We start from the raw sequence: 25547 nt of genomic DNA, 5'->3' as shown, positions 1-25547 counted from the left end.
GACGATGACCGAAGACGAGCAGCCGATCATCCGCATCCGTGGCCTGACCAACCGCTTTGGTGACCAGCTGGTGCATGACGCATTGGATCTGGACGTACGCCGCGGCGAAATCATCGGCGTGGTTGGCGGTTCCGGCACCGGCAAGTCGGTGCTGATGCGCTCGATCCTCGGCCTCAACACCCCGCAGGGTGGCGAGATATCGGTGCTCGGCGAGGATGCGCTGCATGGCGACCAGCGCGCGCGCCAGCACATTGAACGTCATACCGGCGTGCTGTTCCAGGACGGCGCGCTGTTTTCCTCGCTGACCGTGGGTGAAAACGTGCAGGTGCCGCTGAAGGAGCATCACCCGGAGTTGAAGGAGATCTGGCGCTACGAACTGTCGCTGCTCAAGGTCAAACTGGCCGGATTGCCGGCCGACGCCATCAACAAGCTGCCTTCGCAGTTGTCAGGCGGCATGCGCAAGCGCGCCGGCCTGGCGCGGGCACTGGCACTGGACCCGCCGCTGCTGTTCCTGGATGAACCCACGGCCGGCCTGGATCCGATTGGCGCGGCCGCCTTCGACCGCCTGATCAAGACCCTGCAGGAAGCATTGGGGCTGACCGTGTTCCTGATCACCCATGACCTGGACACGCTGTACGCCATCTGCGATCGCATCGCGGTGCTGGCCGATAAAAAGGTCATCGCAGTGGCCCCGATCAAGGACGTCGAGAATTTCGATCACCCATGGGTGCAGGAGTACTTCCACGGCCCGCGCGCGCGCGCTGCGCGCGAAGGTCGCGAGGATTATCTGCAGCGCACCCGGCAAACGGCAGGATAAGCAATGGAAACCAAAGCCAATTACGTGTTGATCGGCGCTTTCACCATCATCGTGGCGATAGCGCTGCTGTTGTTCGGGCTGTGGGCCGCCAAATATTCGACTGAACGCACCTGGCAGAATTACCAGATCGTGTTCCGCGAGGCGGTCACCGGCCTGACGGTCGGCAGCCCGGTCCAGTACAACGGTATTTCGGTCGGCTCCATCACCAAGCTGTCGCTGGCGCCGAATGATCCGCGCCAGGTCATCGCCGATATCCGGGTCGAATCCTCGACCCCGGTCAAGACCGATACCCGCGCCAAGCTGGCCATCACCAGCCTCACTGGCCCCACCATCATCCAGCTCAGCGGTGGTACCCCGCAGGCGGCCTCGCTGACCTCGGTCGATTCACGCGAAGCGCCGATCATCCAGACCGCGCCGTCGGCGCTGCAGAACATCACCGATACCGCCGCACGCATCGTCGAGCGCATGGATCAGGTGCTGAGCGACAAGAACGTCGCCAGCATCAGTACTACCCTGCAGAACCTGGAAACGCTCAGTGGATCGTTGTCCAACCGCGAGGAAGGCGTACAGGCGCTGCTGATCTCCGCACGCGATGCCGCACGCCGCCTCGACACCACCCTGGTGACCACCAATGGCGCGTTGGAAAATCTTGACCGCAACCTGGTGCAGCAGTTGCCCCAGATCATCGACAAACTGGATACCACCCTGGCCAAGCTGGATTCGGCCGCCGGCAATGCCGATGCGATCCTGGGCGAGAACCGTGCGGCCATCAACAGCTTTGCCAATGATGGTCTGGGCCAGCTCGGCCCGACCCTGACCGAACTGCGCGGTCTGGTCCGCGACCTGCGCCGGATCAGTGACCGTCTGGACGACAACCCCGCCCGCTATCTGCTCGGACACGACACGCCCAAGGAGTTCGAACCCAAATGAACGCTTTCCGCTATCTGCTGCCCTTGGTCCTGCTGTCCTGCGGCGCCTGTTCGATCATCGGGGGGGGTGAACGCGACAACATCAGCATCTACTCGCCCGAAGTCAGCGTGAAAACCGATCCGGCATGGCCCACGGTGTCGTGGTCGCTGGTGGTGGCGCGACCGACCGCGGCACGGGTCATCGACAGTCCCCGCATCATGGTCCGGCCGGCACCGGGCGAACTGCAGATCTACAAGGGCGCCGCCTGGTCGCAGCCGGCCACCCATATGGTCCAGGACGCGGTCCTGCAGACGCTCGAGGACTCCGGCAGGATTGGCGCTGTGGCGAACTCCGAAACCGGCATTCTCGGCGATTACAAACTGGTCATGGATGTGCGTCGCTTCGAGGCCGACTATGCCGGCAACACAATCCCGGACGCGGTGATCGAACTCAATGCCAAACTGGTGCGCATCAACGGCCAACGGGTGGTCGCCTCTCGTACCTTCCAGGTGGCCCAGACCGCGGCATCGACCCAGACTGCGCAGGTGGCCGATGCCTTCACCCTGGCCCTGGAAAAACTGACACCGGAGATTGTCGGCTGGACCTTGAACAGCGGCCAGAATGACACGCTGGCCCATCCAGTCACCCGTTAACCGGGATTGACCCAGCGGAAGGTCAGGTTGATACGGCCGCCTACCGGACGCGCGGTCCGTGGCAACGCATGGCGATAATGCGCCTGGGTGCCGCCAGCCATTACCAGCAGACTGCCTGGCGGCAATTCGATCGTCAGGCGCCGCTGCGGATCAGTTCGATGCTTGAGCAGGAAACGACGTGTCGCGCCCAGGCTCAGTGAGGCGATGACCGGCTCGGGGCCGAGTTCCGGCTCGTTATCGCTATGCCAGCCCATGGCATCGGCGCCATCGCGGTAATAGTTGGCCAGCACGCTGTTGAAACGATGGCCGAGTTCCGATTGCAGGCGCTCGCGCCAAGCCTGTAGCACCGGCAGCCATGGCTGCGGCAAGAAGTCGCTGCCGGAGTAGCGGTAGTGCGCGTCGGCGTCACCGATCCAGCAGCTCAACCGTGGCGAGTCCACCATTCGCCCGAACATGCGGATCCGATGGCATTGCCAGGCAATACTGTCGCGCAACTGGCCGAAGGCGGACGCGGCTTCATCGGCGCCCAGCCAGCCCGGGATGAAGCTCAGCTCGGCGTCCGCCATCGCCGGCAAGCTCCCGTTCCAGGATGCGCCTGTCAGTATGGTCATGGCCCGTCGATTTGCCCCTCTCCCCGCAAACCCTGAAAATAGCACCAGCCCAACGCCAAACGAGGAACACCCGATGACCGATGCAGAACGCGATGTGATGGAGTACGACATCGTGACCGTCGGTGCCGGGCCTGCCGGGCTGTCGTTTGCCATCCGACTCAAGCAGCTGAATCCCGAGCTGTCGGTATGCGTCATCGAGAAAGCCAGCACCGTCGGCGCGCACATCCTGTCCGGGGCGGTCATCGAGCCGGGTCCACTGGACGAGCTGCTGCCGGGCTGGCGCGACAACCCGCCACCGATCTGCGTGCCTGCCAAGGAAGACGAACTGTGGCACCTGAACAAGACCGGTGGACGCAAGTTCCCGCTGGTGCCGCCGGGCATGCAGAACCACGGCAACTTCATTGTCAGCCTCGGCGCCATGTGTGCCTGGCTGGCGCCGCAGGCCGAAGCGTTGGGGGTGGAGATCTACCCTGGCTTCGCGGCCAGTGAAACGTTGCACGATGACAGCGGCGCCGTCGTCGGCGTGCGCATCGGCGACATGGGTATCGCCAAGGACGGTAGTCACAAGCCCGGCTTCACCCAAGGCATCGACATCCGGGCCAAGGTCACGGTACTGGCCGAAGGTGCTCGCGGACACCTGACCAAACGCCTGGTCCGGCAGTTCAATCTGGATGCCGACAGCGACCCGCAGGCCTATTCCATCGGCATCAAGGAGTTGTGGCAGGTACCCGAAGGTCGGGTCAGTCCGGGCAGGATTGTCCACACACTGGGCTGGCCCGCTGACAACAAGACTTACGCCGGCAGCTTTCTTTACCACCTGGAAAACAATCAGATTGCGCTGGGCTATGTCAGCGGGCTGGATTACCAGGATCCGGAATACCGGCCATGGGAAGCCTTCCAGCAATGGAAGAACCACCCCATGATCAAGCCGCTGCTGGAAGGTGGCAGCATCCTGTCGGCCGGTGCCCGCGCCATCGTTACCGGTGGCTGGCAGTCGCTGCCCAAGGTGGAAATGCCCGGCGCCCTGTTGATTGGCGACACCGCCGGCCTGCTCAACGTACCGAAAATCAAGGGAACCCATCAGGCCATCCGCAGTGGCATGCTGGCGGCCGAGCACCTGGCGGGTTCGCTGCAGAGCACCGGCTTCGACGCCAGGTTGCGCGATTCGGCGGTCATGCGCGAGCTCCGTCAGGTGCGGAACATCAAACCCGGTTTCAAGAAAGGCCTGTGGTGGGGCCTGCTCAACGCCGCCTGGGAGACCGTCAGCGGCGGTCACTCGCCGTGGACATTGAGGGTTAAGCCCGACTGGTGCTCACTGGACAAGCTGGGCCAGCATGAACAGCCACGGCACGACTACGTCGAACGCACGCTGGCACCGCGCGACCGACTGCAGGGCGTCTATTACGCCGCCACCGAACATGACGAAGACCAGCCAGTGCACCTGAAGGTCGCCGACACCTCGATCTGCGTCAGCCAGTGCGCCGAGGAATACGACAACCCCTGCGCCCGCTTCTGTCCTGCCGGCGTCTACGAGATCGTCAGCGAAGCACAGGCGGACGGCAGCCAGGCCAGGCGCCTGCAGATCAATGCCGCCAACTGCGTGCACTGCAAGACCTGCGACATCAAGGACCCCTACGAAATCATCACCTGGGTCACCCCGGAAGGTGGTTCGGGGCCGAATTACCAGAATCTTTGAGTCGACGTGCATTCCAATCGCCACAACACACTGAAGAGCGCACTGTTCTACGGCTTGCGATTCGTCTTCCGTTTGCTGCCTCTTGGCGAAGCCAGGCGCGACCATTTGCGTCGAAAATTCCTCGATAGGTACAGCCACATTGTTCCGTCGGGGCCGCGTGGCCAACTGAACGGTGACGTGAGGCCTCGCCGCGCCTATGTTCGCGCAGACGAGCCAGCGATCGGACATGTGCCCTATAAGAAGGAACCCCTTCCCGACCCGCTGCCAGCCAGGCTGATCGCATTCTATCTACCGCAGTTCCACACCATCCCAGAGAATGATGAATGGTGGGGCAAAGGTTTCACCGAGTGGCGCAACGTCACCCGGGCACTGCCGCAGTTCGAGGGTCATCAGCAACCTTTGTTGCCTGGCGATCTGGGCTTCTATGATTTGAGCAATCCTGAAGTCATGCGGGAACAGACCCGGCTTGCGCGTGAGTACGGAATCAGTGCCTTCTGCTCCTACTTCTATTGGTTCGGTGGCAAGACCCTGCTCGAAAAACCACTGCGCAACTGGCTGGCGGATCCTACGATCGATTTCCCGATCTGCCTCTGCTGGGCAAACGAGAACTGGACCAGAACCTGGGACGGTCGGGCCAATGAAGTCCTGATCGAGCAACAGCACTCAGCTGAGGATGACCTGGCTTTCATTGAATACGTCTCCGAATACATGCGAGACCCCCGCTATCTGCGCGTTGACGGGAAGCCGATGCTGCTGGTGTATCGACCAGGCCTTCTGCCAGATGTGAAAGCCACTGCTGGCCGCTGGCGCAAATGGTGTCTGGACAATGGCATTGGAGAAATCCATCTCGCATACGTGCAGAGTTTTGAGCGCCCCGACCCGAGAGACATCGACTTCGATGCTGCGGTTGAATTTCCGCCTAATCTGTCCACTCCTGCGAACATAAGCCAGCATCAGGTTCTGATCAACAAAGATTTCGACGGCGAGATTCTAGATTGGCGGCAACTTGCCCGAGAGCACAAGCGAAGAGCCATGCCGCCTTATCGCCTGTATGCAGGTGTGAACTGTGGTTGGGACAACGAGCCACGTCGTTCTGGCAAAGGGCGCATCTACCACCACGCGTCTCCTCGCGGCTACCGCGACTGGCTTCATGACACCATCCACGTTCGCCTTGCAGGGACACCGGACAAAGACAAGCTAGTATTCATCAATGCTTGGAACGAATGGGCTGAAGGCGCTGTTCTAGAACCCTCCGCCACATTTGGTTTCACCAACCTTCAGTCCACAAGGCAAGCACTTTTACCTGCTAGAAAAGCAGAGTGGACAGAAGGTCAAGTATTCGCGATCGTGCATGTTTGGCATCTTGATGTGTTTGAGGAGATAGCGCAGCATCTTCAACATGTGGCAGTAAAGTGGAAGCTTCTTATAACCACCGATTCCACGCGGGCGTCGCAAGCAAAAGAAATCGCAGCACGTCACGGCCTTGCATCGGATATCATGCTGGTATCCAACAGAGGTCGTGATGTTCTTCCCTTCCTGAAAGCTGCAAGTCATCTTCTCGACTCTGGAGTGGATACTGTTCTCAAAATCCACACCAAACGCTCCCCCCACATCGAGAACGGCGACGCCTGGCGTCGTGATCTAATCGGCATTCTCGCCGACAGTGCGCATATCCATAAGCTGCTCACGGCCTTCTCCATGGACCCTAAGCTAGGGCTCGTGGGAGCGCAAGGGCATATGCTCGCAGTGAACGACTACTTGGGTGGCAACAAAACGCACTTGTATAGACTTCTAGAGCACGCTGATATTCATTTAGAGCAGGAAGCTTTATTTCCGTCTGGAAGCATGTTCTGGGTAAGGCTCCAAGCAATTCAACCTCTACTTGACATCATTCTACGTGATTCAGACTTTGATCCAGAAGCTGGACAGAATGATGGCACGTTGGCTCACGCTGTTGAAAGGACTTTCGGCGTTTCCGTGCAAAGTTCGGGCTTCAAGGTAAGTACTATGTCTGAAGTATGCGGTTACTCAAGTAAAATATCTCCCATCACTTATCCTTACGCGAAATGATTGCCCGCTGGATGGTAACTGCGCGTTGAACGGCAATCCTATGTCTGACTTATCTTATTATTACTCTGACCCAGCTCAATTCCACCCATGAAAGAAAAGCTTCTGTTAGTTTCGAGGAAATGGCCGCCAGCAATAGGTGGAATGGAGACCTATGCTGTCGAGCTAGCCCGGGGGCTTCAGAAAATCTACGACCTCGATCTCCTTGTTCTCAAGGGTGAATCAGACGGTCGCGCGCCTGGACTTATGCGCTACGCACTTTTCATTCTTCGTGCCGGTTTTATCTGCTTGCTCAGGGCAAGAAGTTATGATCGCGTCATATTTGGCGATCTAGTGCTCTATCCTGTTGCCTGCCTTCATCGATTATTAAACCCTAAAGCAAGAAGACTCGTCGTTCTTTACGGCTTGGACCTCGTCTACCAGAAGCGTCAAGGACTCCTGTCCAGAATCTATCGAATTTATCTCTCAGGATTCCTCCTGTTTCAAAATTCATTTACGTCAATAATCGCTATCTCTTCCCACACTAACCGCCTGGCTCAGTCAATTGGCGTAAGAAGCTCCGTCGTGGTCAACCCAGCATTGCCGGAGACCACACCAGATATCGACAGAAATCAGGTAACCTTTCCTGATAGTTGGACTGCGTTGAGCGGAGCGCCGAGAATACTATACTTTGGAAGACTCGTTCCACGGAAAGGTGCACTTTGGTTTGCTAGGAATGTTGTGCCCACATTGTGTCGCGGTGCGGCGTTTTTTGTCGCCGGCGATTCCACAAATAGTATGTACAAGAGCGAGCTTCGTAATTGTCCTCGTACATACTGCGTTGGGCGTATCGATTCAATAGCACTCGCAAGAATGGTCGAGGCGGCTGACGTCGTCGTCATGCCAAACGTCACTACTTCCGACGATGCCCTAGACGTAGAAGGGTTTGGTTTGGTTGCGGTGGAGACTTCCGCGTTAGGTGGACGACTCGTGGCGGCGGGGATTGAAGGGCTAACGGATGCGGTTGTTGATGGTGTCACCGGCACTCTGCTGCCCTCGGGCGACGTTAACGCCTGGACAGCAGCATTGAATTCCATACTGATGACCGATCGGCGTGAACGGCTTCCGTCACCTGCAGAAATCGCCAGTTCGGCACGAGACTACTTCTCCAGCATCAAGCAGACTTCGGCCTTCATGAAGATGCTTGAAAGTAACTAACTTCGGCGGAGTAACAAAATGACCAATAGATCCCGCCTGCCCCATGCGGTACTTGATGAGAAAAGTCGTAGACTAAAAGCACGAAAAATAATTGAATTAATCGGCCCTGAGCGATTCAAGTCAGCAAAGGAAGTTCTGGAGATCGGTTGCGGGTCCGGCGCCATCTCCAGCACACTAAAATTGCTCGGCTCTCCTGATATGTGCGTCCATGCGGTGGACGTGGTTGATAATCGCATCGTCCATGATGGGTATGACTTCAACCTGGTGACTGGCACCACGCTGCCCTTTGATTCAGCCAAGTTCGACATTATTATAAGTAATCACGTTATCGAACACGTGGGCGATGAGAACGAACAGCTCAATCATTTACTTGAAATACGGCGTGTCCTTAAGCCTTCTGGGTGCGCGTATCTTGCAGTGCCTAACAAGTGGAGAATCATCGAGCCTCACTATCGTCTAGCATTCTTGAGTTGGTTGCCATTGTTCATGGCAGATTATTATTTGCGCCTGACCAAACGTGGCACGCACTACGATTGTTTACCGCTCAGCGCCCCTACACTGAAGAACCTTTTAGACTCTGCTAATTTCAACTATCAGGATATGCTGGTTGAAGCGGTTCGTACAACCCTCAATCTTGAGTACTCGAAGTCAGATTTCGCAACGTTCCTTGCGCGCCGACTTCCTTCCTTTTTTATACGTTTATTATCACCATTAATTTCCACCATCATATTCAAGATGGAAGTGAAAGATCGATGAAACGGGTGATCGCGACTTTAGGCTTGATCCTCTCAGCCGCGTGTCTTGCTCTGTTTGTGATAGCGTTATCCAAACAGTGGCATGCAATAGAAACTATATCCTTCGACATTTCTGACAGCTTACTTGTCGGCATTAGCGTTATTATGTATGCGGCCTCCTACTTGGTACTAGCCAAGGCCTGGCAACTATTGCTCCGGATTGAGGGTGTTGGCATACATTACCAAACTTCTCTTGACGTCATAGCTAGATCGCAGATAGGCAAGTATCTTCCTGGCAATATTGGGCAGCATATTGGTCGCATCTTTCTAGCAAAGCGACTAGGCATTGATAGCACTCGTTGCATATCCAGCATGGTCCTTGAAACAATCATCGTGATTGCGACTGCATCCATCTTCTCTCTATTTGCGCTTGATTTACTGCCAGAAATCTCTGCCCGATACGGTGCTAGCTTGCTACGCACCCTCACAGTTGCGATTGCCATACTAGTCGTCTTCGCTACAATGGCGTTCCTCTTCAGAAGAGTCCGTCATCAGTTGCATCGCAGTATTTATGTACTGAGGGAAGTTATATCTAAACCTGAACCCCGCAAGCTTCTATGTTATACGATGATGTTGCAGGCGCTGAATTTTCTTCTTGGCACGGCATCCATATGGCTGGTAGTAAGTGGCGTTTCTGATGCAGCTGTTCCTGCTTACGCCAGTATCATAGGAATATACGCGGTTTCCTGGTTGGTTGGCTTCATGGTTCCTGGCGCTCCTGCTGGTCTCGGAGTCCGCGAAGCCTTGCTGGTTCTAGGGTTGTCACAGCTTTATGGCTTGGAGGCAGCTATCGCCGCCACTGCTTTGTTCCGTCTAGTCACCATATTGGGTGACGGTTTTTCTTACTTTGCAGGACTGGCCCTGAGTACAAGAAGTATCAACCAAACTCGGCCTTGATCATGGCGGAAGCTTCTTCGGCTTGTAGTAAGTAGTGCGACGCGCAACGCCAAATCACTCCGCAATTCAGTTGCGGAAAGCAGTTATTCGCCACGCAATGCTTGCCGTCCTCCATCCAGTCTTTATGTCGGCTGGCGTTAGAACAACCCGGCGGCTGGCAGCGTTCTCGTCTCCCCTTAGGTAATCTCAAGCACCAGTGCGGCTCCGGGTGGTTCAGCGCTTGAGCGCTTCTTCTATCGCTTTACTCATCGTTGCCTGCTTCGAGGAATGCAACGTTCCGGACAGGATTCCAGTGGGTCATCATGAGCATGTCTATCTATTTTAGCTCACGGCGATAAGGTACGCCTTTGAGTTACACAAAATGAGGAGAGATGAAGGAATCGGAGACCGACAACCTCAACCCTAGTGGCCCACACGGAGGGTGCGCTGGACAACTCCATCCTGGAAAACCTGTCATGGGAGCAGCGCAAGGAGCGAAGCAGTCTGCTATGGAGACATCGGACTGATACCCCAAGCAGGCGTATCGCTTCGTGCAATGCTGAAGAGGTCAATAAGCCATCAAGCGGTGGCTCCGCCGGCGAGTGAGTACCGTGGTCGCCCTACACAATTGATCGGTCAACTTCATGTCTGACGCGCTAGTCCCGGAACGGCGGCTGCGGACCTTCAACGCCAACAACGACTTCAATCGACAGGTTCCACATAGGTCGGCGGTACCTAAAGAACGCCGGCCGTGGTGAGAACGGTCAAACAGCTGATCCAGAAAGTTGGCTTGTCGCAAGCTATGCACATACAGGGATCGGAGCTTCTGGACGGGGTATTCATTGCCTGGACCACCGCAGTAACGTGACCGTCAGGAAAGCTATGAAGTCAATCCAGCATCCAGCGTATCGGCACTCGCCACTTCTAGAACTTGATCACAAACCAGTTCCTGTCATTAACTTTCGATACTGACCTGGATAGGCGAGAATCTCCTGACTGCCAGATGACGTTCTCGGCACTCTCGCTATTATGCCAAAAGATATCCCATTTACCATCGCCGTTGTAATCGCCGATTCCTGCCACACTCCAAGCAGGCTTTACATTGCTGTTATCGGCACCACTTGGGGAGCCAGACCACCAGATTGAATTGGAGCCCGTGTCAGTGTGCCAAAGAATATCGAACTTTCCGTCACCATTGAAATCGCCTGCCCCAGCTACTCGCCATACAGCTGCAGCCTGGCTCGCCGACGCTCCTTGCGGTGACCCAGAGTACCAGATGGCGTTTGATGAGCCTTTAGCCGCCCGCCACAATATATCCCACTTACCATCGCCATTGAAATCACCGGTCGCAGCGACCTCCCACATTGAGCTGGCTCTGCTCAACGTAGCTGCGTTAGGCGACCCTGACCACCAAATTGAGTTCTCACCTGTACTTTGATTTCTCCACAAAACGTCTGCTTGGCCATTCCCGTCGAAATCTCCCGTACCCACTACTTTCCAGGCCGCACTGGCCACAGTGGCAAAGGAACCGGCAGCAATTCCACTCCACCATATTGCGTTGGCGCCGCTATGCAGGTCTCTCCATAGAATGTCTGCCCGGCCGTCCCCATTGAAATCGTCATATCCAACTGCATGCCAATTTGCCGCAGCGAAAGAGCTCGCCGCACCCTGAGGGCTTGTGGAGTTCCAGATTGAGTTCTCGTTCGTGACCTTGTGCCTCCATACGAGATCTGAAAACCCATCTCCATTAAAATCATTCTTCAACCCTCGACGAAAGGGGATAACCGAAGCGCGGAACTGCATAATTTTTGGGAGAGTTTGATTGAGACTCAACGCGTTGTCGCTTTGATTGGCGGCACCGCATAAATAGCCGCCACAATAGGCAATCTTTGGATTAGAAAAAGTCCTGTATAACTTCTGCCCTGGTTGACCGTAGGCCATCACCGTGCGGAAGTTATAGGCCGTGGATACGTAACCATAGGAATACGGATAGGCTCCTGGGCTGGGTGAATTAGCCAACTCATGGGCCGAGCCCATCAAATGAGCGGACTCGTGAATCAGTGTTTCGTCTGAGCAGTAATAAGTCCTCCCGTCGGAACCTGTGTCAGACCCGTCTCCCACGACAGCATACCCATACACTGCGTCCGTGGCCGGTGTGATGGGGTTCAAGCGTGCGCCATTGATCCAGGCAATACCGCACCCTTCGTTTTCCGGGTCGCTGAACTTGCGGACGAGAATGGCAATATCGGCGCCATACGCGTCACGGGCACTCCGCAGCGGTGCGAGCGACGAAGGGACTGTTACGGCACTGGTACCATCGGTACCAGTCAACTGAAGTAACGCGCTTTCGTTACTGGTGGCGTCCGTATAGTTGACCTCCACCGCATGGACAAGTCGCAGGTAGCCATTGACGTTGCTGTTACGGAAAGTCTGGTTGCCCACTTCAATCAGGAAGTTCAAGCGGGTCACCGCCGCTGACTGGCTACCGTGGGCGGCGCGGAAACCCGAGCTGTAGCCGATGGCCACGTCAATCGTGTTGCCAGCAGTCTGGGTTGCCGCTGCGGCAACCGCGCTCGCGGTTACATGCCGTGCTTCGGCTTGCATGGACGCCGCAATCGGCTCGCTGGGGTGAGGGCCGGGAATCCTGGTATCCCCCGCACTGTCTGGAATCACAAGCTTGTCGGGATCGGCTGTTACTGCCCACAAGCGGCCATCTGAACTGCGCAGTTCAAGTGGCGGCTGGCCGTTTCGCTGTGGGATTGAGGCAAAGACGGCTTGCTCACCAAACGTCAGGATGGCCTCCTGACCCGGGTCGCCGCCTTCCACGCGGCCGATCCAGCTCCAGTTTCCGTCGGCACCTTCCACGTGGCGCTCGTAGCGCAGTTTGGCCTGGGTACCGTCGGGATAGGGGATGGTCATTTCGCCATCGACGATGGCGCGGATGGCATGCTCTTCGCTGACCTGCACCGGGTACCAGGTATACGCACCCTCGCGCTTCATTGGCTTGCCGCCGTTGCCATATTCCATCAATGCACCACGATCGGGCGCACTGGCGATGGAAGCCCGGGCCAGCGGACCAGCCGTGGCCAAGGTGGGCAACGGGCCGGCATGGGATGCGTTCTTCGCGACCTTCGCCTCCCCGTCAACACCACCGTTCTGGCACGCAGCCAGCAGCAACATAGCGGCGCACGCGCCGAGCCGGTATTTCATCGGTATCCCGCTTCACGAAGGCAGTTCAAACAGAGCGCCAATATACCGGCTGGGCGCTCACGACTCCGTTAATTTGACATGAAAACGCGGCATTTCCCGGCTGGAATCCAGCGTTTTGTGGTGCAACGCCGGTTTAGCTGAGAATCGGCACACCGGTTTTGGCCTGGAGATCGCTCATTTCCACTCCGTCAGCCATCTCAACCAGCTTGAGACCCTCGTCGATGACGTCGAATACCGCCAGATCGGTGATGACCCGGTTGACCACCCCGACACCGGTCAGCGGCAGATCGCATTGCGGCAGGATTTTGTGGCTTCCGTCCTTGGCGACGTGCTCCATCAGCACCACGATGCGTTTCACGCCGGCGACCAGATCCATCGCCCCGCCCATGCCCTTGACCATTTTGCCCGGCACCATCCAGTTGGCCAGATCACCTTTGTCAGTCACCTGCATGGCGCCCAGCACGGCCAGGTCGATATGGCCACCGCGGATCATCGCGAATGAATCGTGGCTGCCGAAGTAACTTGCGCCTGGCCGGGCGGTTACAGTCTGCTTGCCGGCATTGATCAGGTCGGCATCGACTTCCTGTTCAGTCGGGAACGGACCGATGCCGAGCAGGCCATTTTCCGATTGCAGCCAGACATCCACGCCATCCGGAATATGGTTGGCGACCAGCGTCGGCAAACCGATACCCAGGTTGACGTAGGCGCCATCGGTGAGTTCCTGCGCGGCGCGCTGCGCCATTTCATCTCGGGTCCAGGCCATTATCGGGCTCCTGCGCTGACAGTACGGTTTTCGATGCGTTTCTCGGGGTTGGGGTTGTGCACGATGCGGTCGACATAGATGCCGGGCAGATGCACGTGGTCCGGATCCAGGTCGCCGATCTCGACGATTTCCTCCACTTCTGCCACGCAGACCTTGCCGGCCATCGCGCAGGCCGGATTGAAGTTGCGCGCGGTCTTGCGGAAGACCAGATTGCCGGCCTTGTCCGCTTTCCATGCCTTGACCAGGGCGACGTCGGCCTTGAGCGCGGTCTCCATGACGTACCAGTGGCCGTCATCGAACTGGCGGGTTTCCTTGCCTTCGGCGACCACGGTGCCGTAGCCGGTACGGGTGAAGAATGCCGGGATGCCGGCACCGCCCGCACGCAGGCGCTCGGCCAGGGTACCTTGCGGATTGAATTCCAGTTCCAGTTCGCCGGCCAGGTATTGGCGCTCGAACTCCTTGTTCTCGCCGACATACGACGAAATCATCTTCTTGATCTGACGCGTCGCAAGCAGTTGGCCCAGGCCGAAGCCATCGACGCCGGCGTTGTTGGAAATCGCGGTCAAGCCCTTGGCGCCGCTGTCGCGCAAGGCGGCAATCAGCGCTTCAGGAATGCCGCACAGGCCAAATCCGCCCACCGCCAGCACCTGATTGTCGGCGACGACGCCTTGCAGCGCTTCCTCAGCTGAGGGAAACAACTTGTTTTTGCCGCGCGCGGCAGAGGATGAAGCCTGGGCCATGGTGATTCCTTGTTCCGTAGTGGTTCGAACACGTACCACCTATTCTAGCCGCTGCCCGCCAGGCGCACAGCGGACTTTCGGCCGATGGCAGCAGGCGTCCGTTGTGGCTTGTGTTCCCGCGCGAGTGCCAATTTTCAATGTGAGAGATGCCCGCCTTCGTATACTGGGCCGATGCCAACACTCGCCATTGCCACCGCCATTGCCGCCACCGGCCACGACCCCGATTTGCCGCCGCTGCTGGCCGCCTGCCAGGCACTCGGCATCCCGACGCGCGCGCTGGCCTGGGACGACCCCACCATCAGTTGGCGCGGCTTCGATGCGGTGCTGTTGCGCTCGACCTGGGATTACACCCGCCGGTTGCCGGAATTCCTGGCCTGGTGTGACCAGATCCAGCAGCACTGCCTGTTGCTGAACCCGCTGGCGGTGCTGCGCTGGAACAGCGACAAGCACTATCTGGCGGATCTCGCGGCGATGGGCGTGCCGGTGATCTCGAGTCGTTTTGTCGAGCCTGACGAAGCGGCCCTGCCGGTGCTCGAGGCATGGCTGGCAACCCAGCCCGCAGGCGAATTCGTGGTCAAGCCCTGCATTGGCGCGGGCGCCGAAGATGCCGTCCGCTACTCGCCGGGCCAGCTGTTTGCGGCCAGCAACCATCTGGCCGGCCTGCTCGACCAGCAGCGCTCCGCATTGTTGCAGCCGTACCTGGCCTCGGTCGATCTGCAGGGCGAAACCGCCCTGGTCTACCTGGGCGGGGAATTCAGCCACGCACTGCGCAAGGAGGCCCGGCTGGGGCAGGTAGATCACCCCCTGCCGGAACGCATTGCCCTCAGCAATGCCAGTCCGGTACAACGGAGCCTGGCTGAACACGCGCTGGCAGCGGCCAGCCGGCTGTTGCAACTGGAGGAGCCCCTGGCCTATGCCCGCGTCGACCTGCTGGAGGCCAGCGATGGCACGCCACGACTGCTGGAACTGGAACTGATCGAGCCCTCTCTTTTTCTCGATCATGCCGGGGCCGCCGCACACGCACTGGCCAGGCAACTGGCGGCGCGGCTGGCGGCAAGCGCCGCCGTACGCACTCGCACGGCCTGTGCCTGACGGGTAGAATCGCTGGTCTGTCCCGGAGATTCCGGCACAGGCTCCATTTCTGCCGCAATCCAAGGAACAAGCTAAGGATGAAGATTCTCGTCGCCTACAAGCGCGTGGTGGACTACAACGTCCGCATCCAGGTCAAACCCGATGGCTCGGGCGTGATCACCGATGGTGTCAAACTGTCGGCCAATCCCTTCGACGAAATTGCGCTGGAAGAAGCCCTGCGGCTGCGCGACAAAGGCATTGCCAGCGAAGTCATCGTCGCCACCATCGCCCCGGCCGATGCCCAGGCCCATCTTCGCAACGGTCTGGCCATGGGCGCCAACCGTGCCATCCACGTGGTGACCGATCAAGCCGTGCAGCCGCTGACCGCCGCGCGCACCCTGCTCAAGCTGGTGGAAAAAGAACAACCGGACCTGGTCATCCTCGGCAAGCAGGCCATCGATGACGATGCCAACCAGACCGGGCAGATGCTGGCGACCTTGTGGGGCCGTCCGCAGGCAACCTTCGCCTCCAAACTGGAGATTGCCGATGGCAAGGCCACGGTGACCCGCGAAGTGGATGCCGGTCTGGAGACCCTGGAAGTGGATCTGCCCGCGGTGGTCACCACTGACCTGCGCCTCAACGAACCGCGTTTCATCAAGCTGCCGGACATCATGAAGGCCAAGAGCAAGCCGATGGAAACCCTGCAGCTGGCGGAACTGGGCGTTGACGCCGCCGATACGCTGAAGGTCACCCAATACGCACCCCCTGCCAAGCGCAGCAAGGGCGTCATGGTCAAGGACGCAGCCGAACTGGTTGCCGCACTGAAGCAGAAGGGGTTGTTGTAATGAGCAAGGTTCTGGTCATCGCCGAACACCTGGACGGCGCACTCAATTCCTCCACCGCCAAGACCGTCAAGGCGGCGCAGGCGATCGGCGCCGACAGCATCGATATCGTCGTGCTGGCAGCTGATCCTGCGGCAGTGGCGACCGCCGCTACCAAGATCGATGATGTCGCGAAAGTCATCACTGTCGCCAACGACTCCAATGCACAGCCGGTTGCGCAGGTGCTGGCGCCGCAGATCGCCAAACTGGCCAATGGCTACAGCCATGTGTTTGGCCCATCGACGACCTTCGGCAAGGATCTGATGCCCTGCGTGGCCGCCTTGCTGGGTGTCAACCAGGTATCGGATCTGATGAGCGTCGAAGGCCCGCATACCTTCAAGCGTCCAATCTACGCCGGCAACGCAATCATCACCGTCGAGGTGCCGGCGGATCAGATCGTTGTCGCCACCGTGCGTACTGCTTCGTGGTCGGAAGCCGCACAGACCGGCAATGCCAGCGTGGAAGCGGCCAGCGTTGACGCCACCCTACCCACCCACAGCCGCTACGTCGGTCTGGCCGCCGGCAAATCGGATCGCCCCGATCTGCAGAGCGCCAAACGTGTGGTCTCGGGCGGACGCGGCGTGGGTTCGGAAGAGAACTTCAAGATCATCTACGACTTTGCCGACAAACTCGGCGCCGCCGTCGGTGCCTCGCGCGCCGCGGTCGATGCCGGCTACGTGCCCAATGAAATGCAGGTCGGCCAGACCGGCAAGATCATCGCTCCGGAGCTGTACGTCGCCATCGGCATTTCCGGCGCCATCCAGCATCTGACCGGAATCAAGGACGCCGGCACCATCGTCGCCATCAACAAGGACGCCGAAGCCCCGATCTTCGAGGTCGCCGATATCGGCCTGGTGGGGGATTTGTTTACCTTGCTGCCGGAGCTGGAAAAGGCGCTGGGCTGATCCGAAGCCTTCCGCGACCACAATCAAGTGAGCCGGCGCCATTCTGGCGCCCCCTGCTTTTCCGAGTTTGAGGACCAACCACAATGACGCTGGCTTGCTTCAAGGCTTATGACATACGCGGACGTGTTCCTGAAGAACTGAACAATAGTCTGGCCGTACGCATCGGTGCGGGTGCCGCCAATCTGTTCGGACCAGGACCAGTGGTTGTGGGCCGCGACATACGACTGACCAGCACTGAACTGCTGGAACACGTCTGCCAGGGGCTCAATCTGGCTGGCAGGGATGTTATTGACATTGGCCTATGCGGAACCGAGGAAGTTTACTTCCAGACGTCCCACCGCCAAGCCGCAGGCGGCATCATGGTAACGGCCAGCCATAATCCAATGGACTACAACGGTCTGAAGCTGGTGCGTGAGCATTCGCGTCCGGTAAGTGGTGATTCCGGTTTATTCGCGATCCGCGACTATGCGGCCAGCGAAGCTAGGCTACCGCACGGCCAGGCAAGACTGACGGTGGACGAAGACAAATCCGCATTCGTAGAGCACCTTCTCAGTTACGTTGACACCAGCCATCTCAAACCGCTGAAGATCGTTACCAACGCGGGTAACGGCGGCGCCGGTCTGGTGATTGATCGGTTGTCACCGCACCTGCCGTTTGAGTTCATATCCATTCAACATGAGCCAGATGGCACCTTCCCGAATGGCATCCCCAATCCCTTGCTTCCCGGTAACCGCCATGCCACGAGTACTGCAGTAAGGGAACATGGTGCAGACTTCGGGGTTGCCTGGGATGGCGATTTTGATCGCTGTTTCTTCTTCGATGCTGCTGGAAACTTTATCGAAGGTTATTATTTGGTTGGCCTGCTCGCCACAGCGCTGTTGAAGAATCATCCGGGGGGCAAGATCATCCACGACCCGCGACTTGTCTGGAACACGCAAGAAATGGTCCGACAGGCCAACGGCGTGCCGGTGATGAGCAAGACCGGCCACGCCTTCATCAAGGAGCGTATGAGGTCCGAAGATGCTATCTACGGTGGTGAGATGAGTGCTCACCACTATTTTCGCGACTTTTCCTATTGCGACTCAGGCATGATTCCCTGGCTTCTGATCGCGGGTCTTGTGTCCGCGACCGGGGTCCCACTTGGTGAGATGGTCGCTGATAGAATGCAAGCATTTCCGTGCAGTGGCGAAATCAACTTCCGTGTTGAAGATGCCCAGGCCACGATCGCCACTATCCTCGACCACTACTCCCCATACGCGCCGTCACTTGACCACACTGATGGTGTAAGTGCCGATTTTGGCGAATGGCGCTTCAACCTGCGCAGTTCAAATACCGAACCATTGTTGCGCCTCAACATTGAGACGCGAAATAATGCGGCTCTGCTACGTGCACGTACTGACGAAATGACCACCCTCATCAACGGCTCTTCCTCTACTTGATTCAGGACTCTCATATGTCGCCTCTGCTTCCTGTCATTCTTTCCGGTGGCTCCGGAACGCGTCTTTGGCCACTATCCCGCGAAGCCTATCCAAAGCAGTTCCTGCCACTGGTCGGTGATGACACGATGCTGCAAGCCACATGGAAGCGTGTCTCAGGTATTGCCGGTCTCGCGCCGATTGTGGTGGCCAATGAGGAACACCGGTTCATGGCCGCGGAACAACTGCGCGAGTGTTCAGTCAAGCCCTTGGCACTCATTCTGGAACCCATGGGCCGCAACACGGCACCCGCGATCACTGTCGCTGCTTTGCAAGCCTTGAAAAGTAATGAAGATGCGATCCTACTGGTTCTCCCTTCCGATCACGTCATCCGCGACGAGGCTGCTTTTCACGCTGCCGTAGAGGTAGCCGCTCGAGCGGCCGAAGAGGGAAAACTGGTGACATTCGGCATCAAGCCGGCATCTCCCGAGGTAGGTTATGGTTACATCAAGGCAGACGGGAACACCGGTGCCATGCCCGTCGAGGAGTTCGTGGAAAAACCCGACCTTCAAACGGCCAGAATGTATCTGGAATCAGGGAACTATTATTGGAACAGCGGCATGTTCCTGTTCAAGGCGTCGCGCTATCTTGCAGAGGTTGAAAAGCTGCAGCCAGCGATACTTTCCGCTTGTCGGGAGGCACTGGATAAAGCGCAGGCGGACACGGACTTTGTTCGTCTTGATCCCGATGCTTTCGCCAACAGCCCAAACGATTCCATTGATTACGCAATCATGGAAAAAACTGATGCCGCAACAGTTGTGCCGATGGATGCCGGCTGGAGCGATGTAGGTTCGTGGTCGGCCCTCTGGGAAATCTCCGATAAGGACGCCACTGGCAACGCCCATCATGGCGATGTCATCGAGGTAGACTGCCACGACACCTATGCTTATGGTTCCAAACTGATCGCCATGGTTGGTCTCAATGATGTCGTCGTGGTCGAGACCGATGATGCGGTAATGGTCGGACATCGCGACCGAATTCAGGAAGTCAAGGAAGTAGTAGCTCGCATCAAAAGAGATGGGCGCTCCGAAGCATCAGCTCATCGTAAAGTCTATCGTCCCTGGGGCGCTTATGATTCCATCGACAACGGCGATCGGTTTCAGGTAAAGCGCATCACGGTCAAACCAGGTGCGTCGTTGAGCCTGCAGATGCATCATCATCGCGCTGAGCACTGGATCGTCGTCAGCGGTACCGCAAAGGTAACACGCGGAGATGAATCGATTCTGCTCACTGAAAACCAGAGCACCTACATACCCCTCGGAGTGACTCATCGTCTGGATAATCCCGGCAAGCTGCCGCTTGAATTGATCGAGGTCCAGTCCGGCAGCTATCTCGGCGAAGATGATATCGTCCGCTTTGACGACGTCTATGGCCGTGTAGGCTCTTAAGAGAACCGACTGACTATTACATTGCCATAACTTTGCCTTACAACAACACTTCCAGGGACCGATAGACGCATGAAATTGATTATCCAAATACCGTGTCTGAACGAAGAGGGCACCCTGGCTGTGGCTTTGAGCGCTCTCCCGCGCCACGTGGAGGGATTCGACACGGTTGAATGGCTAATCATCGATGATGGGTCAACAGACAATACGGCGAAGCTCGCGTTGGAGCTAGGTGTTGACCACGTGGTGAAACACCCAGTCAATCGAGGTCTCGCGGCGGCGTTCATGACAGGACTGGATGCGGGCTTGCGACGTGGTGCCGATGTTATCGTCAATACTGACGCCGATAACCAATACGAGGGTTCCGACATCCCACTGTTGACGGCTCCGATCTTGGCCGGCAAAGCGGACATGGTCATAGGTGCTCGACCGATCGACGATACCGAACACTTCTCCTGGATAAAACGCAAACTGCAACGACTAGGTAGCTGGGCGGTTCGCGTCGCGAGCAAAACCCAAGTCGCCGACGCACCTAGCGGTTTCCGCGCGTTTTCGAGGGAAACAGCGATGCGCCTCAACGTGTTCAATGCCTACACGTACACATTGGAGACAATCATCCAGGCGGGCGTCAGCAACTTGAGAATTGCCTCCGTCCCCGTGCGGACCAACGAAGACTTACGGCCTTCACGGCTCGTGAAAAGTATTTCCAGCTACGTCCGCAGGTCACTGGTGACGATTCTGCGGGTTTTCGTGACATATCGGCCCGTGACGTTCTTCTGTTGGCCAGCTGTGGTATTTTTGGCCGTCGGCGGTTTAGCGATGGTTCGATTTCTGTATTTCTATTTTACGGGCGACGGTTCAGGACACCTGCAGTCGCTGCTACTTGGTGCCACCAGTATCATCCTTGGTGCCTTGTTCCTGATGATCGCTCTCCTGGCCGATATCATTTCGGTGAATCGCAAGCTACTCGAGAAGATTCTGCTTCGAGTGCAGAGGCTGGAATACGCGTCGTCGGAAAAGAACACCTAACAGAAACTTGTTCGACCGGAGAGTTGGTTGAGAACAAATGTGGTCCCTCTCGTAGTCCGGGCCGACGATATTTGATTTCGCCGTCCAGATCGTCCGACGGCCGGTCACTTGGTTGAAGCTCACCAAGTGGAAGAATCGTGGGCGGCCGTGAAGGAGCTTCTTTTGTTCGGGCCACAGATCGTTTCGATTGGCAAATAGATCTCAAGCCCTGCATTTTTGCAGCCAGAAGGCTGATTCTTCCGAAAAGCTAAACGCCTGTCTGCATTGCCACTCTTCGAACTGAAGCCCCATTCTCGAAGCGCCCGGTCAATGGGCAGACCGCACCTCTAGCAAACGCGATAGCATACAGCTAACCGCCGTAAGTTATAGCTTTAGTAGCCATGAACACATAGTTGCTACCGAGCTAATCAATCTAGTCGCGTCATGCGCTAACACCTGACCGCGCAAGTACACCTATTCACTTTCCTAGGGAGCTAGCCACTTCCAACAACCAAAGAGCAACCAGACGTCAATCTACCCGCTTGAAGGCAATCCCTTCGACGGCCGTATCAGAACCTTCGCCCACTCGAACTCGTACCTCCAGATTGCTGACGGGAATAGCAATATCTATATCGAGCCTTCCAAGGATACTCTTGCCGCCCAGATCGACAGATTCTTGTACGTCTTTACTAGCCAGAATTTTTCTACCATGGGCATGGCAGACATCTAACGTAGCTGGCGTCGTCGAAGTGCCGTACAACGTAATCTCGTACTTACCAGGTCCAAGCGAAATATAAGGACCATAAGCCAGATATCCAGACTTGCCGTTCGACACCAGCCCAGAATCTTTCTTCTCTCCCTGTTGCGTCTTGATCCGTTGGTCATCACTACCGATGTAAATCTCAGTGCCAACGGGTTGCGAATTTGAGAACAAGTAGGAGAGGGACCGAAGCTCGATCTCCCTATTGCAGCCGTAAACTATGCTTACATCCTGAATCTCGCGTGTCATGCAAACATCGCCTTGCTTCTTCAAATCCGCGAGGAACTTATCCCTAAGGCCGACTTCCGCCGGCATGTTGTTGTTGAAAAGCATCGCTTCGTCTTTGAGCAGCACTGTATCGCCAAGATATCCATAGCTACTTGGCGTGTAGTCTGATCTAAACCAGACAATGGCTCCCTTTGACTCAAAAGTCACACGACTACCGGTCCATACATTTGCATATACACCAACCACGTTCTGACTCTTCAAGAACTCCGCAACACCATTGAGCTTTATGAACATGGAATTTGAGTATCCATGTTTGTGTTTAGATATGTAGGAGATATTCGCGTAACAACTAAACATTAACCATAACGCAAGCAAGAACGGACCAATGGCCCCGCGACCGTATAGAAAGCGTCCGGCGAGGATAAAGAATGGAACGTACAGAAGCAGCAGTCTTCTTGGCTCTAGCTGAAAGTTACCCCAGCTGGACACTACGTTTGCAACGAGTACCAGCGCCGCGCTGGTCAACAACGCAATTTCTACCGTGACTGCTCGCTTCCTAAAGCAAGCAGCCATCGCCTGCATACCGCCTGCGATGACGGCGAGCATGAAAGATATGTAAAGCAACCAACCGGTCGTAGTGCCCACTACCCAGCCATCACTCCATTGCTCCTTCAACCCAAGCACTCTGGGTACCCCTCCCTTGATCAAGGCCAGCGCTCTGTTGGCCATGCCCAGATCAGCGCCGTTCACAAGCTCCCCGCCTTCAATCGTCTTCAAGGTACGGAAGTCGAACAGCAGATTCAGCTGTAGAAGCGGCATAAGGCCCAGACTGAGACCGAAAAGCAGAAGCAGCACCGCTAGCAGAAAACCTTTAAGGTCCTTCCCAAGGAAAGTCAAGGCAACAAAGGCCATCATTACTGAGCCCCAGACGATGCCGATAGGCTGCGACCAAATACATACTCCAATAACCAGCCCAACTATCAGGATCTCGATAGGCGCCAGGCGCCGTTCAGTCCGCTGCGCGCGGCTGCAGATCCAGATGCAAAGCGCAAAGCCAAATATATTCTCTATGAACCCGCCGCGATTCTTCAGCGACCAGATCTGTATGATTGGAGGTCCAAGCGCAAAGGCCGTCGCCACCCATAGTGCATACAGCGACTTTTCTTCTTTAATCAGATTCGCCACTGACAGATAGATTAGGACGATTGTCAACAACCCGAACAGCATATTCGGCGCTTTCAATGCCATAGCGTCGAAGCCAAGCACTTTCAGGGATGCCGCCGTTGTTAGGTTGCTTGTTCCGTACAATCGCGTCACTGCAATGTCTGTAATTCGCCCGTCGCCTCCTGCAACTGAAATAGCAGCCAATGGAAGTTCTTCGGCACTGTAGAGACTTTCCGCTGTCCGGACATAAACCATCTTGATGGCAACCGCTAGCACCACGACGATCAGTACGCCCAGCCAGAAACGAGCATCCCTTACATTCAAGCGATTTCTGATAACTGAGTTCATAGCTGCCATATCTACCATAGCGGGATACTCTGTTTACTTACTTGATATGCCCACATCACGTCCGTGACGACAGCATCCACGCAAGTGTTTCCATTAGTGAGAATCGCTTCGGGTCGCCCAGCATTTCCCTAAGATTCGTAGGATCACCCGTCAGCATCCTTATTTCGTTCTTTCGCATAAACACAGGGTTCTGCTTCACCTCAATCCGATGTCCTGAAAGCTGCTCTAACATCCCAATAATTTCCCTAACTGAAGTAGCCACGCCCGTACAAATGTTCACGATATTCCAATGGCCTTCGGCAGATGTCGCAAGTTTCAAATAGATATCCGCAACGTCCCTTACATCCCCAAAGTCCCTGAACACATCGATGTTGCCCAGTTCAATCTCCTTCTTTCTTTCTTGGAAATGGGCGACGATTTTAGGAATTAGAAATCTTTCGGCCTGCCCGACGCCGGTGTAATTGAAAGGGCGAGTTATAAAAATGGGAAAATACTCAACCCATAGCCTCGCCATCGACTCCATCGCCATTTTACTTACTGCATAGTCGTTTTGTGGGCTTAACAGCTCAGACTCACCCACGCTCCCTTCTGTGTTTCCATACACATTGGCACTACTTGCAAGCAGCACCCTGCTCGGCCTAGTCGGCGCTCCCGCCAGCGCAGCCAGAAGGTTTCTCGTGGCAACAATATTCGTCGTATAAATCTCGGACACGTCCGCGTGCGCAACGAACGAGATAGCTGCTAGGTGGACCACCATATCCGGAGGAGCAACTGCGATAGCCGAAGCAACAGCACCGGCATCTCTCATGTCTATGTGGAAGCCGTCAGACTCTTTACTGGTTACCCATCGATCTACATTGAATCCAGCCCTAGAAAAAGCTTCGCAGACGTACCTTCCGGTAAATCCACTCGCACCTGTCACCAGAACGCGTCGAGCCGTCATCAGAAGGAGAAACCCGACTTATTACGTCTGATATCAGCATCAACCATCATCTGGCACAAGCGCTCAAGCGTCGTAGTTGGCTCCCAACCAAGCTTTAGCTTGGCTTTGGCCGGGTTACCAATGAGCAGATCCACTTCGGCTGGGCGGTGAAACTTCGGGTTGATCCTAAGGACAACCTTTCCCGTTTCCGCGTCAGTAGCGGTTTCGTTCACATCTCCTCCATGGAACCTTATGTCGATGCCTGCGTTCGCGAAGGCCATTCTTACAAAGTCGCGAACGGTTTCTGTACGATTGGTAGCCAGGACATATGTGTCTGCTTCATCCACCTGAAGCATGCGCCACATACCCTCTACATAGTCTTTTGCATAACCCCAGTCACGCTTGGCGTCAAGGTTGCCAAGCTCCAGACAATCCATGATACCCAGTTTTATCTTCGCTACGGAATCGGTTATTTTTCGAGTTACGAACTCACGCCCACGCAGTGGGCTTTCGTGATTGAACAGTATGCCGCTGGCAGCAAACATTCCATAACTCTCTCGGTAGTTTACCGTCATCCAATGCGCATAAAGCTTGGCGACACCATAAGGACTGCGGGGATAAAAGGGGGTCTCCTCAATCTGAGGAATGCTTTGCACTTTTCCAAACATCTCTGAAGTCGAAGCTTGGTAGAACCTTATCTTTGGATTGACCAGCCGAATCGCTTCGAGAATATTAAGGCAACCAATCCCGGTAATCTGAGCTGTAGTCGAAGGCTGGTCAAAACTAACGCCTACAAAACTCTGCGCAGCAAGGTTGTAGATCTCATCAGGCTCGACTTTGGAGATGAGGGATATGCTGGCTCCCAGATCAGTCAGGTCATACTCGACGAGATGCAAGTTCGGATGCCCTGAAATTCCCAGTTCCTCTGTTCGCCAGAAATTGACCGAGCTTGTCCTACGATACGTGCCGTATACAATGTATCCTTTCTCAAGCAGAAGCTGCGCCAAGTATGCTCCGTCTTGGCCAGTAATTCCGGTGATTATCGCTTTCATTTAGCTTCCCTTGTT

General features: G+C 56.4%; 21 protein-coding genes. 14 read left to right on the top strand and 7 right to left on the bottom strand.

The features are described from left to right. The first annotated feature begins 4 nt into the window (after nucleotides 1-4). Genes ABB29_RS09195 through ABB29_RS09185 form a run of 3 tightly spaced genes read left to right on the top strand, consistent with a single transcriptional unit; the run spans nucleotide 5 to nucleotide 2379 of the window. A complete protein-coding gene (locus ABB29_RS09195; protein ID WP_057658335.1) occupies nucleotides 5-817 on the top strand; it encodes an ABC transporter ATP-binding protein in 813 nt (270 codons plus the stop codon). Nucleotides 818-820: 3 nt separating this feature from the next. Further along, nucleotides 821-1747: an MlaD family protein gene (locus ABB29_RS09190; protein ID WP_057658333.1), complete on the top strand. Its 927-nt coding sequence runs from the start codon at nucleotides 821-823 to the stop codon at nucleotides 1745-1747. Next, complete coding sequence (locus ABB29_RS09185; protein WP_057658332.1) at nucleotides 1744-2379, top strand: ABC-type transport auxiliary lipoprotein family protein; 636 nt, start codon at nucleotides 1744-1746, stop codon at nucleotides 2377-2379. The genes ABB29_RS09190 and ABB29_RS09185 overlap by 4 nt, the downstream gene beginning before the upstream one ends. Here ABB29_RS09185 and ABB29_RS09180 read toward each other — a convergent pair. Then, nucleotides 2376-2945 (bottom strand): alpha-ketoglutarate-dependent dioxygenase AlkB family protein, encoded by a 570-nt coding sequence (locus ABB29_RS09180; RefSeq protein ID WP_057658331.1) that lies wholly within the window; start codon nucleotides 2943-2945, stop codon nucleotides 2376-2378. The genes ABB29_RS09185 and ABB29_RS09180 overlap by 4 nt on opposite strands. A 118-nt stretch (nucleotides 2946-3063) precedes the next feature. On the opposite strand from ABB29_RS09180, the gene ABB29_RS09175 reads away from it, so the two are divergent. From ABB29_RS09175 to ABB29_RS09155, 5 genes are all read left to right on the top strand, one after another. After that, nucleotides 3064-4686 carry an electron transfer flavoprotein-ubiquinone oxidoreductase gene (locus ABB29_RS09175; RefSeq protein ID WP_057658330.1) on the top strand — a complete coding sequence of 541 codons (1623 nt, stop codon included), beginning with the start codon at nucleotides 3064-3066 and terminating at the stop codon, nucleotides 4684-4686. A 6-nt stretch (nucleotides 4687-4692) separates the two neighbouring features. Continuing rightward, complete coding sequence (locus tag ABB29_RS09170; protein WP_057658329.1) at nucleotides 4693-6756, top strand: glycoside hydrolase family 99-like domain-containing protein; 2064 nt, start codon at nucleotides 4693-4695, stop codon at nucleotides 6754-6756. An 87-nt stretch (nucleotides 6757-6843) separates the two neighbouring features. After that, the gene (locus tag ABB29_RS16125; RefSeq protein ID WP_083487719.1) at nucleotides 6844-7950 is read left to right on the top strand and encodes a glycosyltransferase family 4 protein; all 1107 of its coding nucleotides are present in this window, start codon (nucleotides 6844-6846) and stop codon (nucleotides 7948-7950) included. A gap of 18 nt (nucleotides 7951-7968) precedes the next feature. Next, nucleotides 7969-8706: a class I SAM-dependent methyltransferase gene (locus ABB29_RS09160; RefSeq protein ID WP_083487717.1), complete on the top strand. Its 738-nt coding sequence runs from the start codon at nucleotides 7969-7971 to the stop codon at nucleotides 8704-8706. Further along, nucleotides 8703-9641 carry a lysylphosphatidylglycerol synthase transmembrane domain-containing protein gene (locus ABB29_RS09155; protein WP_057658326.1) on the top strand — a complete coding sequence of 313 codons (939 nt, stop codon included), beginning with the start codon at nucleotides 8703-8705 and terminating at the stop codon, nucleotides 9639-9641. The genes ABB29_RS09160 and ABB29_RS09155 overlap by 4 nt, the downstream gene beginning before the upstream one ends. A 903-nt stretch (nucleotides 9642-10544) precedes the next feature. Here the strand turns inward: ABB29_RS09155 and ABB29_RS09150 are convergent. The 3 genes from ABB29_RS09150 to ABB29_RS09140 form a co-directional block, all read right to left on the bottom strand. Next, complete coding sequence (locus tag ABB29_RS09150) at nucleotides 10545-12830, bottom strand: reprolysin-like metallopeptidase (RefSeq protein WP_057658325.1); 2286 nt, start codon at nucleotides 12828-12830, stop codon at nucleotides 10545-10547. 133 nt (nucleotides 12831-12963) lie between these two features. Beyond that, nucleotides 12964-13593, bottom strand: coding sequence for a CoA transferase subunit B (locus ABB29_RS09145; protein ID WP_057658324.1), 630 nt, complete (start codon nucleotides 13591-13593; stop codon nucleotides 12964-12966). Next, nucleotides 13593-14333, bottom strand: a complete 741-nt coding sequence (locus tag ABB29_RS09140; protein WP_057658323.1) for a CoA transferase subunit A — start codon at nucleotides 14331-14333, stop codon at nucleotides 13593-13595. The genes ABB29_RS09145 and ABB29_RS09140 overlap by 1 nt, the downstream gene beginning before the upstream one ends. Before the next feature lie 171 nt (nucleotides 14334-14504). Here ABB29_RS09140 and ABB29_RS09135 point away from each other — a divergent pair, with 171 nt between their 5' ends. From ABB29_RS09135 to ABB29_RS09110, 6 genes are all read left to right on the top strand, one after another. Then, a complete protein-coding gene (locus ABB29_RS09135; RefSeq protein WP_057658322.1) occupies nucleotides 14505-15425 on the top strand; it encodes an ATP-grasp domain-containing protein in 921 nt (306 codons plus the stop codon). Nucleotides 15426-15502: 77 nt separating this feature from the next. After that, nucleotides 15503-16249, top strand: coding sequence for an electron transfer flavoprotein subunit beta/FixA family protein (locus ABB29_RS09130; protein WP_057658321.1), 747 nt, complete (start codon nucleotides 15503-15505; stop codon nucleotides 16247-16249). After that, entirely contained in the window at nucleotides 16249-17190 is a 942-nt protein-coding gene (locus ABB29_RS09125) for an electron transfer flavoprotein subunit alpha/FixB family protein (RefSeq protein ID WP_057658320.1), read from the top strand. The genes ABB29_RS09130 and ABB29_RS09125 overlap by 1 nt, the downstream gene beginning before the upstream one ends. Nucleotides 17191-17273: 83 nt before the next feature. Further along, nucleotides 17274-18629 carry a phosphohexomutase domain-containing protein gene (locus ABB29_RS09120; protein ID WP_057658319.1) on the top strand — a complete coding sequence of 452 codons (1356 nt, stop codon included), beginning with the start codon at nucleotides 17274-17276 and terminating at the stop codon, nucleotides 18627-18629. A gap of 14 nt (nucleotides 18630-18643) precedes the next feature. Next, nucleotides 18644-20053, top strand: coding sequence for a mannose-1-phosphate guanylyltransferase/mannose-6-phosphate isomerase (locus ABB29_RS09115; protein WP_057658318.1), 1410 nt, complete (start codon nucleotides 18644-18646; stop codon nucleotides 20051-20053). Nucleotides 20054-20122: 69 nt separating this feature from the next. Further along, nucleotides 20123-21079, top strand: coding sequence for a glycosyltransferase family 2 protein (locus tag ABB29_RS09110; protein WP_057658317.1), 957 nt, complete (start codon nucleotides 20123-20125; stop codon nucleotides 21077-21079). A 508-nt stretch (nucleotides 21080-21587) separates the two neighbouring features. Here the strand turns inward: ABB29_RS09110 and ABB29_RS09105 are convergent. Genes ABB29_RS09105 through gmd form a run of 3 tightly spaced genes read right to left on the bottom strand, consistent with a single transcriptional unit; the run spans nucleotide 21588 to nucleotide 25532 of the window. Beyond that, nucleotides 21588-23558, bottom strand: coding sequence for a hypothetical protein (locus ABB29_RS09105; RefSeq protein ID WP_157062582.1), 1971 nt, complete (start codon nucleotides 23556-23558; stop codon nucleotides 21588-21590). Between the two features lie 55 nt (nucleotides 23559-23613). Continuing rightward, nucleotides 23614-24501 (bottom strand): NAD-dependent epimerase/dehydratase family protein, encoded by an 888-nt coding sequence (locus tag ABB29_RS09100; RefSeq protein WP_057658315.1) that lies wholly within the window; start codon nucleotides 24499-24501, stop codon nucleotides 23614-23616. Further along, nucleotides 24501-25532 carry a GDP-mannose 4,6-dehydratase gene (gmd, locus tag ABB29_RS09095; RefSeq protein ID WP_057658314.1) on the bottom strand — a complete coding sequence of 344 codons (1032 nt, stop codon included), beginning with the start codon at nucleotides 25530-25532 and terminating at the stop codon, nucleotides 24501-24503. Before gmd ends, ABB29_RS09100 begins: the two co-directional genes overlap by 1 nt. Nucleotides 25533-25547 lie beyond the last annotated feature (15 nt).

Origin of the sequence: Pseudoxanthomonas dokdonensis (assembly GCF_001431405.1) — a bacterium.
GTDB lineage: Bacteria > Pseudomonadota > Gammaproteobacteria > Xanthomonadales > Xanthomonadaceae > Pseudoxanthomonas_A > Pseudoxanthomonas_A dokdonensis.
This window is presented reverse-complemented; position numbering and strand designations above follow the sequence as displayed.

Bases quoted from the DNA above. Each gene is read 5' to 3' on its own strand.
- ABB29_RS09195 (WP_057658335.1), top strand. From the start codon at position 5: ATGACCGAAGACGAGCAGCCGATCATCCGCATCCGTGGCCTGACCAAC.
- ABB29_RS09190 (WP_057658333.1), top strand. From the start codon at position 821: ATGGAAACCAAAGCCAATTACGTGTTGATCGGCGCTTTCACCATCATC.
- ABB29_RS09185 (WP_057658332.1), top strand. From the start codon at position 1,744: ATGAACGCTTTCCGCTATCTGCTGCCCTTGGTCCTGCTGTCCTGCGGC.
- ABB29_RS09180 (WP_057658331.1), bottom strand. From the start codon at position 2,945: ATGGCGGACGCCGAGCTGAGCTTCATCCCGGGCTGGCTGGGCGCCGAT.
- ABB29_RS09175 (WP_057658330.1), top strand. From the start codon at position 3,064: ATGACCGATGCAGAACGCGATGTGATGGAGTACGACATCGTGACCGTC.
- ABB29_RS16125 (WP_083487719.1), top strand. From the start codon at position 6,844: ATGAAAGAAAAGCTTCTGTTAGTTTCGAGGAAATGGCCGCCAGCAATA.
- ABB29_RS09160 (WP_083487717.1), top strand. From the start codon at position 7,969: ATGACCAATAGATCCCGCCTGCCCCATGCGGTACTTGATGAGAAAAGT.
- ABB29_RS09155 (WP_057658326.1), top strand. From the start codon at position 8,703: ATGAAACGGGTGATCGCGACTTTAGGCTTGATCCTCTCAGCCGCGTGT.
- ABB29_RS09150 (WP_057658325.1), bottom strand. From the start codon at position 12,830: ATGAAATACCGGCTCGGCGCGTGCGCCGCTATGTTGCTGCTGGCTGCG.
- ABB29_RS09145 (WP_057658324.1), bottom strand. From the start codon at position 13,593: ATGGCCTGGACCCGAGATGAAATGGCGCAGCGCGCCGCGCAGGAACTC.
- ABB29_RS09140 (WP_057658323.1), bottom strand. From the start codon at position 14,333: ATGGCCCAGGCTTCATCCTCTGCCGCGCGCGGCAAAAACAAGTTGTTT.
- ABB29_RS09135 (WP_057658322.1), top strand. From the start codon at position 14,505: ATGCCAACACTCGCCATTGCCACCGCCATTGCCGCCACCGGCCACGAC.
- ABB29_RS09130 (WP_057658321.1), top strand. From the start codon at position 15,503: ATGAAGATTCTCGTCGCCTACAAGCGCGTGGTGGACTACAACGTCCGC.
- ABB29_RS09125 (WP_057658320.1), top strand. From the start codon at position 16,249: ATGAGCAAGGTTCTGGTCATCGCCGAACACCTGGACGGCGCACTCAAT.
- ABB29_RS09120 (WP_057658319.1), top strand. From the start codon at position 17,274: ATGACGCTGGCTTGCTTCAAGGCTTATGACATACGCGGACGTGTTCCT.
- ABB29_RS09115 (WP_057658318.1), top strand. From the start codon at position 18,644: ATGTCGCCTCTGCTTCCTGTCATTCTTTCCGGTGGCTCCGGAACGCGT.
- ABB29_RS09110 (WP_057658317.1), top strand. From the start codon at position 20,123: ATGAAATTGATTATCCAAATACCGTGTCTGAACGAAGAGGGCACCCTG.
- ABB29_RS09105 (WP_157062582.1), bottom strand. From the start codon at position 23,558: ATGAACTCAGTTATCAGAAATCGCTTGAATGTAAGGGATGCTCGTTTC.
- ABB29_RS09100 (WP_057658315.1), bottom strand. From the start codon at position 24,501: ATGACGGCTCGACGCGTTCTGGTGACAGGTGCGAGTGGATTTACCGGA.
- gmd (WP_057658314.1), bottom strand. From the start codon at position 25,532: ATGAAAGCGATAATCACCGGAATTACTGGCCAAGACGGAGCATACTTG.